The sequence below is a fragment of the Streptomyces sp. 15-116A genome (assembly GCF_025290915.1).
GTDB lineage: Bacteria > Actinomycetota > Actinomycetes > Streptomycetales > Streptomycetaceae > Streptomyces.
The window spans coordinates 1-13,853 of record NZ_JAOCQE010000016.1 but is presented as its reverse complement, the minus strand read 5'-3'; the positions used below and the strand labels follow the sequence as shown (position 1 = coordinate 13,853).

Annotated in this window: 16 protein-coding genes; all 16 read right to left on the bottom strand. The window is 71.6% G+C overall.

All coding sequences use genetic code 11. The annotated features are described in order from the left end of the window. Positions 1-114: 114 nt before the first annotated feature. Positions 115-540 carry a hypothetical protein gene (locus N4P33_RS05440; protein ID WP_260825104.1) on the bottom strand — a complete coding sequence of 142 codons (426 nt, stop codon included), beginning with the start codon at positions 538-540 and terminating at the stop codon, positions 115-117. 99 nt (positions 541-639) lie between these two features. Beyond that, on the bottom strand, positions 640-1,137 hold the full coding sequence (locus tag N4P33_RS05435) for a hypothetical protein (RefSeq protein ID WP_208611265.1): 498 nt from the start codon (positions 1,135-1,137) through the stop codon (positions 640-642). Positions 1,138-1,149: 12 nt separating this feature from the next. Beyond that, the gene (locus tag N4P33_RS05430) at positions 1,150-1,407 is read right to left on the bottom strand and encodes a hypothetical protein (protein ID WP_260825101.1); all 258 of its coding nucleotides are present in this window, start codon (positions 1,405-1,407) and stop codon (positions 1,150-1,152) included. A 683-nt stretch (positions 1,408-2,090) separates the two neighbouring features. After that, positions 2,091-3,281, bottom strand: a complete 1,191-nt coding sequence (locus N4P33_RS05425; RefSeq protein ID WP_260825100.1) for a hypothetical protein — start codon at positions 3,279-3,281, stop codon at positions 2,091-2,093. Beyond that, positions 3,278-3,736, bottom strand: coding sequence for a hypothetical protein (locus N4P33_RS05420; RefSeq protein ID WP_260825099.1), 459 nt, complete (start codon positions 3,734-3,736; stop codon positions 3,278-3,280). Before N4P33_RS05420 ends, N4P33_RS05425 begins: the two co-directional genes overlap by 4 nt. Positions 3,737-3,773: 37 nt before the next feature. Further along, positions 3,774-4,880: a hypothetical protein gene (locus tag N4P33_RS05415; protein WP_260825098.1), complete on the bottom strand. Its 1,107-nt coding sequence runs from the start codon at positions 4,878-4,880 to the stop codon at positions 3,774-3,776. Beyond that, positions 4,873-5,616 carry a glycosyltransferase gene (locus N4P33_RS05410; protein ID WP_260825097.1) on the bottom strand — a complete coding sequence of 248 codons (744 nt, stop codon included), beginning with the start codon at positions 5,614-5,616 and terminating at the stop codon, positions 4,873-4,875. Before N4P33_RS05410 ends, N4P33_RS05415 begins: the two co-directional genes overlap by 8 nt. A gap of 58 nt (positions 5,617-5,674) precedes the next feature. Next, positions 5,675-6,178 (bottom strand): hypothetical protein, encoded by a 504-nt coding sequence (locus tag N4P33_RS05405; protein WP_260825138.1) that lies wholly within the window; start codon positions 6,176-6,178, stop codon positions 5,675-5,677. Positions 6,179-6,316: 138 nt separating this feature from the next. Further along, a complete protein-coding gene (locus N4P33_RS05400; RefSeq protein WP_260825096.1) occupies positions 6,317-7,111 on the bottom strand; it encodes a hypothetical protein in 795 nt (264 codons plus the stop codon). A 291-nt stretch (positions 7,112-7,402) separates the two neighbouring features. Then, positions 7,403-8,161: a hypothetical protein gene (locus tag N4P33_RS05395; RefSeq protein ID WP_260825095.1), complete on the bottom strand. Its 759-nt coding sequence runs from the start codon at positions 8,159-8,161 to the stop codon at positions 7,403-7,405. A 31-nt stretch (positions 8,162-8,192) separates the two neighbouring features. Beyond that, on the bottom strand, positions 8,193-9,044 hold the full coding sequence (locus N4P33_RS05390) for a hypothetical protein (RefSeq protein ID WP_260825094.1): 852 nt from the start codon (positions 9,042-9,044) through the stop codon (positions 8,193-8,195). Positions 9,045-9,108: 64 nt separating this feature from the next. Next, positions 9,109-9,339, bottom strand: a complete 231-nt coding sequence (locus tag N4P33_RS05385; RefSeq protein WP_260825093.1) for a hypothetical protein — start codon at positions 9,337-9,339, stop codon at positions 9,109-9,111. 123 nt (positions 9,340-9,462) lie between these two features. Continuing rightward, positions 9,463-9,783, bottom strand: a complete 321-nt coding sequence (locus N4P33_RS05380) for a hypothetical protein (protein WP_260825092.1) — start codon at positions 9,781-9,783, stop codon at positions 9,463-9,465. Positions 9,784-10,056: 273 nt separating this feature from the next. Then, on the bottom strand, positions 10,057-11,571 hold the full coding sequence (locus N4P33_RS05375; protein ID WP_260825090.1) for an ATP-binding protein: 1,515 nt from the start codon (positions 11,569-11,571) through the stop codon (positions 10,057-10,059). Between the two features lie 28 nt (positions 11,572-11,599). Continuing rightward, on the bottom strand, positions 11,600-12,052 hold the full coding sequence (locus N4P33_RS05370; protein ID WP_399028653.1) for a DUF6238 family protein: 453 nt from the start codon (positions 12,050-12,052) through the stop codon (positions 11,600-11,602). Between the two features lie 55 nt (positions 12,053-12,107). Then, entirely contained in the window at positions 12,108-13,580 is a 1,473-nt protein-coding gene (locus N4P33_RS05365) for an SCO6880 family protein (protein ID WP_260825088.1), read from the bottom strand. Positions 13,581-13,853 lie beyond the last annotated feature (273 nt).

The following is a 13,853-nucleotide window of genomic DNA, read 5'->3' as shown; positions in this document are numbered from 1 at the left end:
GGACCCCGCCCGACATTCGGGTGAGCGGCCAATGCTGATGAAGGTCGCGGACTGCGCAGAGCAGGGAGCGCTCGCGGGCCAGGGCGGTGCGGCCGTGGCGGTGTATGGGGGAAGTCATCGGCCGCCCCGGACGTCCGCGATGTGCACGAGCTGGCCCAGTGCGGTGGTGGTGTACCAGCCGCAGTCGATCAGCTCGTCGCGGTCGGCGAACCGCGTAAGGAGTGCATCCTCCATGGCCCGTAGGTAGATCAGGCAGTCCGGGCAGCGGCGTGAGAGGTGCACGAGGTAGCGGGGGTGGGCGGTGACGTAGGACTGGGCGCCGCCGGTCGCATCGCGCAGCCGCCAGCCGTCCTCGTCGGTCGGGGTGTGCCAGGACGGGGCCACCACGCGCATCGCATCGCCCCAGAGTTCTCCGTTGGCCATCCCCTTCAGGACGACGACGGTGTCACCGGCCTGGAAGTGGGCGTGGGTGATGTCCCGGTCGGGGGTGAGCGGGTCGGGCGTCGGTGCGAACGCCGAGGTGGGCGGGGGCTGGGACATGAGTTCCTTCCACGCAGATGCTGGCGGGGTGGGAGCATCAATAGTCCGGAGGAACGCCGGTTTGGCTAACCGGCGTTATCCGGCTATGTTGCCCAGCCTTCAGTGGAACGGGTTCTCCGTCCCGCGGTCCGCCTCACTGGCTGCGTCGAGGAGTTCGAGCAGGTCAGTGCCTTCGGCGTCGCGCTGGTCGATCCACCATCCGGCACGGGTGATGGCGCGGGCCTTCTCCTCCAGCTCCGCCCAGTCCGCCTCGTCCCACGTGCCCTCGATGACCAGCGCGGTGTGCGCGGATGTCATCAGCTGGTGGCGGGAGCGTTCGCCCCAGTCCAGGGCCTTGGCCGGGCCTTCCAACTGCGGCATGTCGAACTGCTTCGCCCACGCGAGGGCTGCCTCCTGCTCCTCGGCCCGCTTGGCCGCGAGCCACTCCTCCTTGGACCCGGTGTCAGCGTCGCGCGCCGCCTTCCAGCAGTCGGTGCAGTCCTTCGACGCGAGCCAGCGCGCGAAGCCGGCCCGCTTGTCGGCAGGGCGATTGGACAGGTCATGATCCACGCGGTGGGAGCAGGCGTGCTCCACGGTCCAGTGCGTACGCACGGCCATAATTCGATCTCCTCAAAGGGGTTGCAAGGTGGGGGTTGCGCCCTGATCAGGGCGTCTTGTGCCGGCCACGGAGCAGGCGGCGGTGCCAGCCGCGCCCCGGCTGCCCGCGGGGCCCAGACGTCGGCGCGCGGCGAGAAGGACGGTGAGAGCGAAGGCCGCGCCGGTGCCAAGGAGCGCCGGGTCGGCGAGCGGCTGCTTGGCGAGGTGTCCGGCGAGGGCGGTGCGGCGGGCGGGACGCTTGGCCAGGAGCACGGCCACCAGTGCCTGCAACGAGGCTTCACGCGTGAAGACCAGGTAAGTGGGAGTCGCTGCAGATCGGCGCTTGGGCTCCCCCGAAGCGGTCACCAACTTGTCTGTATGTCAGTGGGGTTGGCTACTATGGACGTGGTCGACGAGATCCTTGAAAGGCATGGTGCATCGGTGATGATGGCCAACCGCTACGGCGCTCCATCCGAGGAGCGATAGGCGCGCCTGGCCGGCGCTTCCCTATCGCGACGCCCGCTGGGCGGCGACGCTGTGACATGAATCCAGCGCAGGATGCACCCTGCCCTGATTCAGGTGACGGCGCTCCGACGGAGTATGGGAGGGCCCTACTTGTCTGCCACCACTTCTACCTGTGACCACCGCGTGTATCACGTTGTCGTCGTTGCTCTGGTATCCGTCATCGCTGGGCTGGTTGCGGGGATCGGCTCCGCTGTTCTGGGGCAGCCTGCCCTCACCGCCGTCGCTTCTGGCGGTGCCGTCCTTGCCTTCACCTACGGCGCCGGCATGACCGCCGTGTCACACGTCAGTAAGCGCCAGCAGTAGCCGCTGCTCTGGGGCGGCCGGCATGGCCGCCCCCAGGCCGTGGGCGCTCAAGACAGCTCACGATCATGCTCGTAGTTTGCGAGGGCGAGGTTGATCGCGTACTGCTCCATGGGCTTGTGTTCGTCAAGACCATGCAGGACATGGGCTTAGCGGTGTCGGGCGGTGGTGCTGGCGCGGGGTGGCGGCGTGGGCGGTGTGGTCTCCACGGCGGGGCGCGGACGGGCGCGCAGCTCGGGGGTGCGGTGCGGGGGCAGGACGGCGACGGTCGCGCCGAGGTCCTCGGCCGCCTCTTCGACTTCACGGGTGAGGAACTCGATCTGCCGGCTCAGCGCTGCCAGGCGGGCGGCGATCTGGCGGCCCTGCACGGTCTCCAGAGCGTTGGCGAACTGGCCGCTGGTCTCCAGGAGTTCCTGGAGGCGGACCATCGGGCCGGCGTCATAGCCGCGCTGGACAGCGCTGAAAAGCGCATTGGAGGCGTCACCGGCGCTCTGGCCTTCGACGACGTCGCGGATGAGGTCCTGCAGGGACACTTCCGGGGCCGGTGCCGGGCGGTTGAACCGGGAGACGTCCGCGCGCAGCACGCCGGGCGGAACCGGGGCGGGCAGCACCTTGCCCGCCTCGTACTCGTTGGCGTAGTGCCCGACAACCTGCCAGCCCGGTGCGTCCGGGTCGCCGCGCAGCGCGACCACCGTCGAGTCGTCGTCCTCGACCAAATAGGCGAGGGTGATCGGCTGCCCGTCGGCGGCGTACCACGACTCGGTCAGTTCCAGCTCGCCGCGCCTTTGCGCGGCCTGGGCCTTCTTGGTCCACTGCTGTTGTTCCTCGTCGGTCAGCGGAGCCTTGTGGTGCTGGCCGCCCTGCTGGTCGGCGAGGTTGCTGGCGATGGAGCCGTAGTCCGCCCAGGCAGCGAGGTGGGGCCACAGGGCGGCGTGCTGAGCGCGTTCGGCCGGGGAACCGGGGGCGGCTGGCCGGTCGAGCGCCCGGCGGATCTCGGCGGCCGAGACGGCCAGGCCGTCCAGGACGGCCCGCCATCCGGCCAGGTGCCGGGCGGGTGGCAGCTCGTCGAGCACCAGGCGGGCGGCATCGAGGAGCGCCTCGGCGTGCGGGGCGAGGTGGGCGGCGTACGCCTCCACGGCGGCCTTGTCGCGGTGGGCTCGCGTGGCTGCCGCGGCGCCCGCGTGGACGGTACGGCCGTAGCGGTCGCGTGTCATGTCGAGCGCGGCCTCGGTCTCGCGGTCGATGACCGCCATCCGCAAACGGAAGTCGCGTGCTGCGTTGGCCAGTTCGGGAGCGGTCGGCAAGGGGCCGTCGGGGGTCGGACTGCTCGCGGGTGTCATCGGGACCGCCCGCCGGTCGCGGCCGTCAGGTGGACGGTCGGAGCGTAGGTGGGCTTCGGCGGGATCGGCCGGGCCGCCGGCGGGGAGGTGGTGGGCGGTGCGGAGCGCTGCGTCGTCCGGCCGGCGGCGGCCTGGGCGAGACGGCTGCGGCGCTCCTGAAGTCCGTGGGGCCGGGCGGGGTGTGCCGGGCCGGCCGAGAGGGACGGGTCGAGGCGGATGTCGGCCTGCACGGTGTAGCCGTGGTGGCGCAGGTCGTGGACGGCTTGGCGGGTGCGGCGGACTCCGTCGCGCTCGGGCTCGCTGAGCCGGTACAGGCCGGGTTCTCCAGGGACGGGCTCGAACTGCTCGCGCTCCAGGTACCAGTGGGCGAGGTGCGCGGGCATAGAGGCGGTGAAGGAAGCGACGAAGCCGTGTTCCTCGTGGTCGCCGAAGGCGAAGTGGGTGCCGGGTTGCAAGGGGGCGGGGTTCTCCTCGGGGCGTGGGGCGGAATGGTCAGGGGCCTCGGTGCGCGGGCCTGGCCGCGGTGAGGGGGCGGGCCGGCGCGGCGACGGGCAGGGCCGGGCGGCGGTGGGGTGCGCTGATGCGGGCCTGACGCAAGAACGTTTCGCCGTCGGTGAGCCAGGTCTCGATGGCCGGCCACGCGCGTGCTCGACGCTCCTGCTCCGGCACGAAGCCGCCGTGGACGATCTCGTCGACCAGGGCCTCGGCATCGATCACGGCTTCGGCCAGACGGGAGAGGGCCGCGGCGTCATCGGGCCACGGGCTGCTCGCGGGTCGGCACCGGTCGAGCAGCGCCGGGGCGTGGTCGACGACGGTCAGGAAACGGCGCCAAGCATGGTCGAGGAACAACTCCGTCGCGGCGCCGAGAGCGGCGGCGCTCAGCGGGGTGGCGTCGCTGTAGCGGCCGGAGGCGTTCATGGCCTGCCAGGTGTCATGCTCGCAGCGGATGTCCCCGAGTACAGCGGCGATGGCCGCCGTCTGGCGGGCGTGGACGGCCTGCTCGTAGGCGGGGAGGTACCGGCCGGTGAGCACCCGGGCAGCCCGTCCGGCAAACGGCGGCAGGACGGTGCTGCGCGGGGCGTGGGGATCGCCGTAGCCCCCCTCCAGTCCCTCGGGCGAGAAGGCTCCGACCAGGTAGTCGAGTTGACGGCCGGGACGTTCGATGAACAGCAGCGTGGTGCCCTGCACCGCGTCGGTGAGGAGCGCGGCGTAGGGGATCCGCTCGCTCTGGACGGCGCGGCCGAGTTCGCCGCTGTCCCAGATCCAGGGGACCAGGTCTTCCTGCCAGGCGGGGTGCGAGTAGATCTCGACCGAGGCGTGCCACTGGCCGGGCAGGAGGCGCGCGAGGTCGCTGGCGGCGTCGCCGATGAACCGGCGGCTGCTCGTGTGCACGCTGGTGCGGTGCCGCTTCGCACACCCGATGAGGTCGACCACGGTGGTCTTGGTGCCGCCCGCGGGCAGGTGCCAGACGCCGTCGTCATCCCGCTGGAAGCCGCTCTCCGCGAGGGCGGTGTGCGCCCAGCGGTACTGCTCGCCCGAGGCGATGGCGACGATCCCGGACTCCCGGCTGTGCGACAGGATGATCTGCGCCTCAGCCATGGACCAGGTCCTCGCCACCGCGCAGGACGGAGCGCAGGCTGCGGCCGTACGCCCAAGCGTGCTCGCGGGCCGCCGCCTCCAGCTGGTCGTATCCGACCTGGGCTGTCATCTGCCCGTTCCACTTGCGGTACCGGTACACGGGGACCGGCAGCAGGATCCCGGGGGCGAGCGCGGTGACGCCGAGGGCTGCGCAGTAGTCCTCGCCCTGGACGAGGCCGCCCATCGGCGCGGCGCGCACGAGGTCGGTGCGGGCGAGGATCGTGGTCGGTCCGATGGGGATGGTGTCCGCCGGGGACTTCCAGTACGTCCACACGTCGCCGGCCTCGTGCCGGCCGGGCGGCGTGGGGCAGCGCCATAGGGTGGTCGAGCCGTCGGGGTGCTGGTCCTCGCTCCAGCCCGCGCACCAGCCGACCCCCGTCGATTCCAGGGTGTTCAGCCGTAGGGCCATCGCGTCGTCGGTGAACTCGTCATCGTCATCCGCCCAGTTGGTGTACGGGGTGCGTACGTGACCGAGGGCCAGGTTCCTGGCGCAGGCGGCGCCGACCGGCCGGGGAAGCGCCAGCGTGCGAACGCGGGAGTCCTGCGCGAGCGGGGCCGGCAGGCGGTCGGGCGAAGCACCATCGAGCGCAATCACGGCCTCCCACGGCACCGTCTGCCGGGTCAAACTCGCGTGCATGGCGGTCAGGTAAGCCAGCCGGTCTTCGCGCAGGCGGCTGGCGATGACGACGGTGATCAAGGGAGTGGTGTGCAGGGGCAGGGAAGGCTCCGGGAAGGACGAAGGGGAACTAGGGGAACTAGCGGCGGGCGGAGACGCGTGGGGTGCCCGCCTTCGTCGGGGCTGCGCCAGGAGCGCTGTTGAGCTGCCTGCCGCGCGATGGTGCGGGGCCGAGGCAGGACCAGGCGGTCGGGTGATCGTTGAAGGCGGTACGTGGATCGATGGACCAGCTCACGATCGGACCGGTGTCCTCGTGCAGGAGGCTGATTACCTCGACGCCCTCCTTGTGCAGGACGTACCCCCACTCCATGTCCTGCGCATCGGCGGTCTCGTCGGTGACCGACATGCGTACCGGCGGAGAGCCGTCCGGGGTGACCAGGTGATCGAGGGATCGGCTGGGCCAGCGCTCGCCGCCGGTCAGCGCGGCCACGAGTGCGGGCGGGGCATCGTCGAGGAGATCGGTGCCGAGTTCCTCCCAGCCGACGGCGACGTCGTCGATGAGGTGCCGGCACATGGCCTCAATGTCGCGTCCGAACCTGTACTGGTAGGCGGCCAGGAGCAGGGGGAGGTGGTGGCTGGGCACGCCGTCGAGCTGGACGTGAATGCCGGTGTACCCCGTGCCGGCGGTGGGGCGGGCGATGAAGGAGCGAGTGGACAGGGAGTTCTCCGCGGCGAGCAAGGGGGAAGGGTTCGGCGGCCATCAGATGGCGGGTGGGTGCCTCTACGCGCCCTGCGACCAGGACGGGACCGGGGGGCCGGAGGCGTCGGTGCGGGCGCAGGTGTAGCCGATCAGGCGGGACGGGGCGGCCTTCGCGGGGACCGTGGCGGCGTCGTTGCACACGAACGTGTACGTGATGGAGGTGCGGGGCACGTCGTGGAGCCAGGCCCGGTCCTCCTTGCCGGGGTTGATCTGCAGGCCCGAGTGCGCGACGGCGTCGGTCTGGGTGTGCATGTGGGAGAAGAGGATCAGCGCGCCGCCGTCGGCGGTCTTGAGGGCGTAGGCGTCCTGGTAGCGGTTGTCGGTGCCGGCGAAGACGGTGGTGCCCTGGTCCCCGTAGCGGGTGCCGGTCTTGTCGTGGACCTCGATCTGCCGCTTACTCGCCGTGGTCGGCGTGAAGACCTTCGTCCCGGTGCGCGTGCCGCCGGTGGCGAAATTGTCGAGCACCGCGGTGCGCAGCAGGTTCGCGTCGGCGGCAAGGTGCTTGTTGCCGTCGGCGGCAACGGCCGTGGCGTACCCGTCGTGGTCGAGTGCGATGTCCGGCAGGTCCGGGCTGTCGAGATCGACGACGGAGGCCATCTCCCAGCGCTTGTGCTGGGGGCGTTCCGCGAACACCGCCAGCCGCGTAGGGGCCTTGCCCTTGTCGTCCGAGAGCGCGGCGGCGAACCAGCGGTCCTGTCCGGCTCCCAGGCGCGGGATGTACAGCTTGGCGCTGGCGGTGTTGTAGGACCACGGCTTGTATGGCGTGCGGTCGGCCGCGGGGAGTCCCTCGGTCTCGGTGTAGTCCGAGACGGACATGGCGTACAGCGGGCCGTCCTCGACCGTGTCGAGCAGGCGCCGGTCGCGGTCGGAGTTGGCCTCGTTGTTGATCTTCGAGTAGTGGGTGATGACGTCGCGGGCCTGGGCGGCGCTGAGGGCAGGCGCCGGCGTCGGCGCGCTGCTGGCGCTGGGTGACGGCTTGGCGACAGTGGTGCCGTCGTCGGCACAGCCGGTGAGGGCCAGGGCGAGACAGGCGACGCCGGCGAACAGCGGCAGGGTGCGGCGGGCGATGCGGATGGAGACTCCAAGGATTTGAGGGCGGCGGGCGGGTCAGCGCGTACGGCGGATCGGGGATGCGGCCTTCGCTGACGCCGGCGGAAGAGGGGCGCTGGTGGTGGGCGCCGAGTGGCGCAGGTTCACGCCGATGCCCTGGGCCGTGAGCTGCTGGACCACGCCGTGGATGCGAAGGGCGTAGGGGGCGGGCAGGAGGAACGCTGCTTGGTGCGGGTGGTACTGGAAGCCGTGGGTGTACAGCGTCATGCGGGCATCCACCGGCACGCTCGCGTACGGTGCGCCGAGGGCTCCGTCGCTGTACAGGGTCAGGGTGAGGACCTGGTCGACCTGCGGTGGGGCGGGCCGGTGTGGGGGCTCGGGCTGGTGCGCCGCGTTGTCGAGGACGGCGTGCAGGGCCTGTTCGTAGCGGGGCAGCAGTCGCCGGGCGATGCGTGCTGCCGCCCGCGCGGGGTCCTTGGGTACGGCGATGCCGTTGGGTTCTTCGACTTCCGCGAAGTGGTGGGGCTTTATGTGCGTGCTGGCGGGGGCGAGCGGCGCGACGACGAACTGGTGCGGGTAGCGCGGGCGGTCGGCCACGTACAGCCGCTGGTCGGCCGGCCCGTGGAGCACGGCGTCGTGGGTGAGGACGTACTGGCTGACGACATAGTCGACGTGGCCGGTGTCCCAGAGCTGCTGGGTGCGGGGGAACTGGTCGGCGTACTGCGCGTGGCGCTGGTACTGGCTGGTCCAGGTGCCGGGCAGGCGCGCGGCAAGGCCGGCGGCGAAGGCGGCCAGGTCGGTGCGGGGTGAGGTCATGTGTTCCTGGAGGGAAGCGATGGTCCGGGGGTCAGCGCGTGGGCCGCGGCCGTGCCGGCGGGAGCACTCCCGGGGGAAGGGACGGTGCACGGGCAGGGCTGGAGGGCAGTCGCGGTGCCGACGCGAGCGGGGTGAGGGCACGCATCCTGTCCTCGGCCACGTGCAGGACCTCTCCGAGGTTGCGGATCTCGGCGGCGGCGTCGGCGAGGTCGTATGACAGGTCGAAGCCGTCGTCCTCCTCCGCTTCCTTGGCCTTCTCCCCGGCTGCTTCGAAGAACTCGCCGAGTTGCGCCAGCAGGCCGTCGGTGGGCTCCAGGATCTGATGCAGCAGGGCAGCGGCATCCGCATGCGACTCGGCTCCGTTCAGCCCGTCGGTCAGAGCGCGTAGCGCGTCGCCGTAGACGTAGACGGGAGCACGGTCCGGTGTGCCGGGGACGCCCTGGGCCCGGGGCGGGGGCGTCGGCTGGGATGAGTGCACGTGTGGGCTTTCGCCGGGCAAGACAGGGTGCGGCAGCAGCCCGAGCTGGGCCAGGCGCTGGTCGATCGCCTCGATCAGGGGCTGGGCGCTGCCGCCGTTGCGGGCTTCGGGCCGCTGCGGAGCACCGCGGTCCTCGGAGGGGGACGAGTCGTAGAGGACCTCGAACAGCGACGGATCGTCGGGGTGCTCACGCGTCGCGATCCAGCCCTCCGGGTATCCCGGCGGGCGCTCGGAGGACGGCTCCTGCGGCGGACCGATGATCAGGTAACTGTCGTCGGGGAGCGAGACGCGCACGATGTAGGCGCTGAGGCCGAACTCGATGTCGCACTGAAGGCCGCGCGCCCGCAGCGGCGTGGTGATGTGCACGTGGCGACGCCACAGCTCCTGCCACCACGGGGTATCCACGTTGCGGTGGTCGGGAAGCGGTGCGAGCAAGGCAACGCGGCGGGAGTCTGGGGTGCTCGCTTCGTCAACGGCCACGGTTCCTCCCGCGCGAGGAGGCGGGCGATCGGTGCGGTGGAGGCGTCCGTCCAGCCGGGGTGACGCCCGGCTGCGACTCCTGACTGAAGCCGAGTTCGTACTCGTCGTGGGCGGCGATCAGGTCGCGTTCCATCTGGGCTTCCTCGTCGGCGACCTCTGCCATGAGGTCGTCGACTTGAGCTCGGCGCTGTTGGTATTCGGCCCATTCGGTGGCGTTCACGTGAGGGGGACTTTTCAAGAGGACTCCGTGTGCAGGCGGTGGCGATGCCGTGTCGATCAACAGGGGTGGTCCCTCGGGATCGCGTTTGCGAGAAGCGGCGGGACTGGAATCGCCGAAAGAGAGCTATCGACGGGGTGCGGAGCCGGGGGACGGAGGAGCGGGCGGGACACCTGCGCTGGCCCCAGCCTGGCCGCCGGTCGGTGTCGCGGGGGTGGGAGCCGGGTCGTAGGCGGCGCGCAGCCGGCTCAGGCCGGCCTCGTCAGCGAGGGCCAGGACCGACAGCGCCCGGCTGGCCGCCGTCATCAGCAGGTTTGAGGGAGATCCCTTGGCCGCACCGCGGTTCTCCCGCCGCCACCGGGCGGCGGCGACGAGGTAGTCGCTCACGGCACGCAGTGCAGGTTCGGCGGCGTCCAGGACGTGGTCGGTGACTGCTTCGATCTCCACCGGAGTCTGAGCCGCGGCGAGGGCGTCCAGGTAGGGGGTGAGATCAGGTGCGGGCCAGGGCTGGTCCGGCAGCGGATGCGCGTCGAGGAAGGGCTGCGCGTCACGTCGCGCCCACCGCTTCAGGTCGCCGCGGGTGGCGAGGTTGTACTGGGCGGAATGGATCTGGTCGGCGTCGCGGCCGACGTTGTCGTACAGGTCGAAGTCCGGGTCATGCGGGGAGATACGAAAGTCCTTCGATGGGGTGTTGTCGGGATTCGTGAACTTGACGCATTTTCAATGCATTCGGGCGTCGGTGTCGAAGAGCGCCAGCTCGTGGGGATGCAGCAGGTGCTGGACGATGAAGGATCTGCCAGCGACTTTCCACAGACCACGGCCCCGGTTCAGGTGCGCGATGGCGTCCATTTCCACGGAGGTCAGGCCCAGCAGGGCGGCGGCGGCGTGGAGCTGGTCGGTCTCCTGGCGGTAGATGATCCGGGTGCTGCAGTCGGCGAGGAGGCCCTCGGCGAGGGCGCGGCCTTGTGATCCGGCGTCGCCGGCGGTGAGCAGGTCGGACAGCCGGTGGATCACCATGAGGTTGGCGATGCCGAGGCCGCGGCTGAGCTTCCACTGGGCCTGCATCCGCTGCAGCAGGCCGACGTGCCGCATCAGTCGCCACGCCTCGTCGTACACGATCCAGCGCCGGCCCCCGTTCGGATCGGAGAGGGCGGACTCCATCCAGGCACTTGCGCAGGTCATGGCCAGGACGAGGGCGGTGTCGTCGCCGGATCCGCCGAGCCGGGACAGGTCGATGGTGAGCATCGGCGCGTGCGGGTCGAAGGCGACGGTGGATGGGGCGTCGAACATGCCGGCCAGGTCACCGTGGACGAGGCGGCGCATCGCGTGGGCCAGGTCGCGGGCGGCGTCGCCGAGCTGGCCCGACATCATGCCGGCGGCTTCGTCGAGCGCACTGGGGGTGTTGAGGGTGGCGGCGACGTCGCCGAGGAGCGGGGTGCGGCCGGTGGCGGCGGCGCGGGTGACGACGGCGTCGAGGGCGACGTCGAGGGCGGTGTGCTCCATGGGCATCAGGTCCCGGCCCAGGACGGTCCGGGCGAGGGAGCCGAGCAGGAGCAGGCGCCGTTTGCGGATCTCGCCGACCCAGTCGGCCTCCGTCACACTGTCCGGCCGCGGGGCCGCATCCAGCGGGTTCAGGCGTCCGGGCAGTCCTGGGCCGAGCGCGACGGACCGGCCGCCGAGCGCGTTCGCCACCGGCGTCCACTCGCCTTTCGGATCGCACGGGACGTAGACGCGGTAGCCGAAGGCCACCGAGCGCAGCGCGAAGGACTTGGCGAGCGCGCTCTTGCCCTGGCCGATCACTCCGGCGAGCAGGAGGTTGGGGTTGGTGAATCCCTCGACCTTGCCGTACAGCGCGAACGGGTCGAAGACGAACGACGCTTCCGCGTGGACGTCGCGGCCGATGTAGATCCCCTCGGCGCCGAGCCCGCCTTCGGCGAGGAAGGGGTAGGCGCCGGCGGCCACGGCGGTGGTCATGCGGTGGGCGGGCAGCTTCAGCCGGTTGTTGCGCGCGGAGGCGGGCCCGGGCCGTCCGCTCGGGGGGTAGAGCGGAGCGGGCATCTCGTGCTCGGCTGGTGTGCTCTCGGCCTGGTGGGCGGTGGCTTCGGCGCGGGCCTTGGCGGTGGCTTCGGCGAGCTTGCGGCGGGCTGCCTTGCGGCTGGCCCGGTCGGTGCCGTGGGGGGTGAAAAGCGGGCTGGCGGAGGCGCGGCGGGCGCGGCGAGCGGGCCGGTGGCTCATCGGAGGCCCTCGATTCTGCGGGTGGTGCTCATCGCACGCAGGCCGTGGTGTGCGGGCGGAGGTCGGTGGGGGTGGTCTTACGCCGGATGCTGTGCCCGGTGGCGAGGTGGCGTTGGCAGATGGTCAGCACGGGCGGCCCTTCGGGCAGCCTTTCCGGATGGCACGCGCTCGTCTCGGTATCTGCTTGCGCTGTGTTGCCGGGCAGCAGGTGGAAGGCGGAGTGGAGCTCGGTAGTGGCCTGCCACAGGCGGGTGTGAGCGGTGGCGAGGTGGCGGCCTGCTGCAGGATGCGGGGGCGCTGCTGCCTCGGCCAACTGGTCGATGAACCGGTGTAGTTCGGTGAGGTGGGCGTGCAGGGTGTCGAGGTGCCCGCGATCCGGGGGCGCGGCACGGTTGAGGGCCCGAGCGTGGTGGCGGACGCCTGCGGTGGCGGCCCGAAGGTAGGGGTGCGCGTCGGGCGCGCTGGGACAGGGAGGGATCAATGGGAGGTCCTTGCCGCCAAAGAGGCGGGAGCGGGGTGTGGGGGCGAACTGACAGCTACAGGGTGGTGCGGGCCAGGGGGAGTGCGGCAACGGCGAACGCGTCGGGCTGCTGGTAGTTCAGCCGTCGCAGGTCGACGCCCGAGGTGACGGCGTGGGTCTCGATCTGTGCGCAGGCGGCGTCCAGGAGGGCGTCGGTCTCGGCGGTGACGGTGACGAGGCCGGTCAGGGCGACGTCCGCGTGTCCGGCGATGAGCTGGCGTTCGCGGGTTTTGACGTCGGCGTACTCGACGGAGTCCTCTTCGGAATCGACCTGTCCGCGGCGGGCGCGCTCGTTGGCGTCGGCGATGATCGCGGCCTTCTTGCGCTGGACGTCCCGCAGTGCGGACTCGAGCCCCTGCGGTACGTAGATGAGGGAGAGGCTGCGTCGCACGCCGGCCGTGAACATGAGGCCGTGCATGAAACCGGCGTTCGTCTCGGTGCGGGGCCAGTTCTCCACCCAATACGTGGCGTGCCGTGCGCTGTCGGTAGCGAGGCGGTCGTACTCCTCGACCTGGACGACGGGACCTGCGGCTGCGGGATCGGCCTCGGCGCGGCCGGTGTCGGACCACTGCTGGAGTGCGGCGAGGGCCCCCGGGTCGTAGGCGGTGCGGATGACGGCGGCGATCTCCCGCGCGGTCAGCCACCCGGTGACCATCAGTCCGGCGTTGCGGGCCGCCTGGGCGATGGAGGCGGTGGTCTGCTCCATGACGGTGAACGCCCCGGGCAGCCCGCCGCCGGCCTGCGAGATCAGCCGCCGGGCGGCTTTGAGGTCGAGGGAGATGGCGAGGTAGGTCTCGTGGGGTGCGGCGGCGGGGCCGGCCGAGGCGACCAGTTCGGAGTAGATCTGTCCGGCGACCGGTGTCTGGGGCTGCCCGTTCTGGGCCCAGTGGCGGGTGAGGGTGTCGCCGCTGTCGGGGACGGTGCGTTCCAGCACCTGCACGGTGGCGATGTGCCCGGTGCGGGCGATGCCCGCGAGCGCGCGTCCCCAGCTGCCCACGTTTTGGTTCTGGGTGGCGGGGTCGAGGAGGGCGAAGGCGCGGCTGCTGACCCGGGCGATGGCGGTCAGGGTCTGCCGGTGTGGGTCGTGCACGGCCGCGGCGCCGTTGGCGGAGTCGCCGGGGGTGACCACCTTGAGGGAGGCGGCCGTGCCGGGCAGGTGGAGGATGCCGTCCTGCCGGGGCCGGGTGACGGGCCGGGCGAGCCAGAGCGTCTGGCCGGTGCGTCGGCGCTGTGCGTAGCGGGCGACGATCGGCGCCCAGTCGATCAGGGAGCGTCCGTGCCGACGGATCACCACGAGCGCACCGGAAGCCGCCCACAGCGGGGCCAGGGCGACGGCGCCGACCAGCCCGGTGGAGACCACTGTCATCAGCAGCAGCGCCAGCGTGCAGGAAACAAGGACGAGTTGCGGCAGAGAGAGGCCGAGGAGGATGCCGCGGCGGGACCGGTGCGGAAACTTCACCGTGACCGGAGCGACGGAGAGATCAGTCAAGGGGCGGGTCCTGAAGGCGCGGGCGGAAACCCGGGGGCGGGGGTGCAGTACACGTCCCGCCCCCGGTAGACGGACAGGGGATCAGAGGCCGGTCGCAGGCGGCGGCGGTGAGGCCGTCCCGCTGGGCGTGGCGTTCTGTGCCCCAGGGGACGGCGGTGCGCCTTGCGGCGGCGGGGTCGTGGTCGGCGGCACTGACTGCCAGCCGCCTTGCTGGCCGGCCGCGGCGCTCACGCCGGATCCGCCCGGCCCCGGGCTGCCGCCCACCTGGCCGCT

Excerpts from the sequence above, each read along its gene's own strand:
- N4P33_RS05425 (WP_260825100.1), bottom strand. The coding sequence starts at position 3,281 with ATGACACCCGCGAGCAGTCCGACCCCCGACGGCCCCTTGCCGACCGCT.
- N4P33_RS05375 (WP_260825090.1), bottom strand. The coding sequence starts at position 11,571 with ATGAGCCACCGGCCCGCTCGCCGCGCCCGCCGCGCCTCCGCCAGCCCG.
- N4P33_RS05415 (WP_260825098.1), bottom strand. The coding sequence starts at position 4,880 with ATGGCTGAGGCGCAGATCATCCTGTCGCACAGCCGGGAGTCCGGGATC.
- N4P33_RS05400 (WP_260825096.1), bottom strand. The coding sequence starts at position 7,111 with ATGTCCGTCTCGGACTACACCGAGACCGAGGGACTCCCCGCGGCCGAC.
- N4P33_RS05435 (WP_208611265.1), bottom strand. The coding sequence starts at position 1,137 with ATGGCCGTGCGTACGCACTGGACCGTGGAGCACGCCTGCTCCCACCGC.
- N4P33_RS05395 (WP_260825095.1), bottom strand. The coding sequence starts at position 8,161 with ATGACCTCACCCCGCACCGACCTGGCCGCCTTCGCCGCCGGCCTTGCC.
- N4P33_RS05440 (WP_260825104.1), bottom strand. The coding sequence starts at position 540 with ATGTCCCAGCCCCCGCCCACCTCGGCGTTCGCACCGACGCCCGACCCG.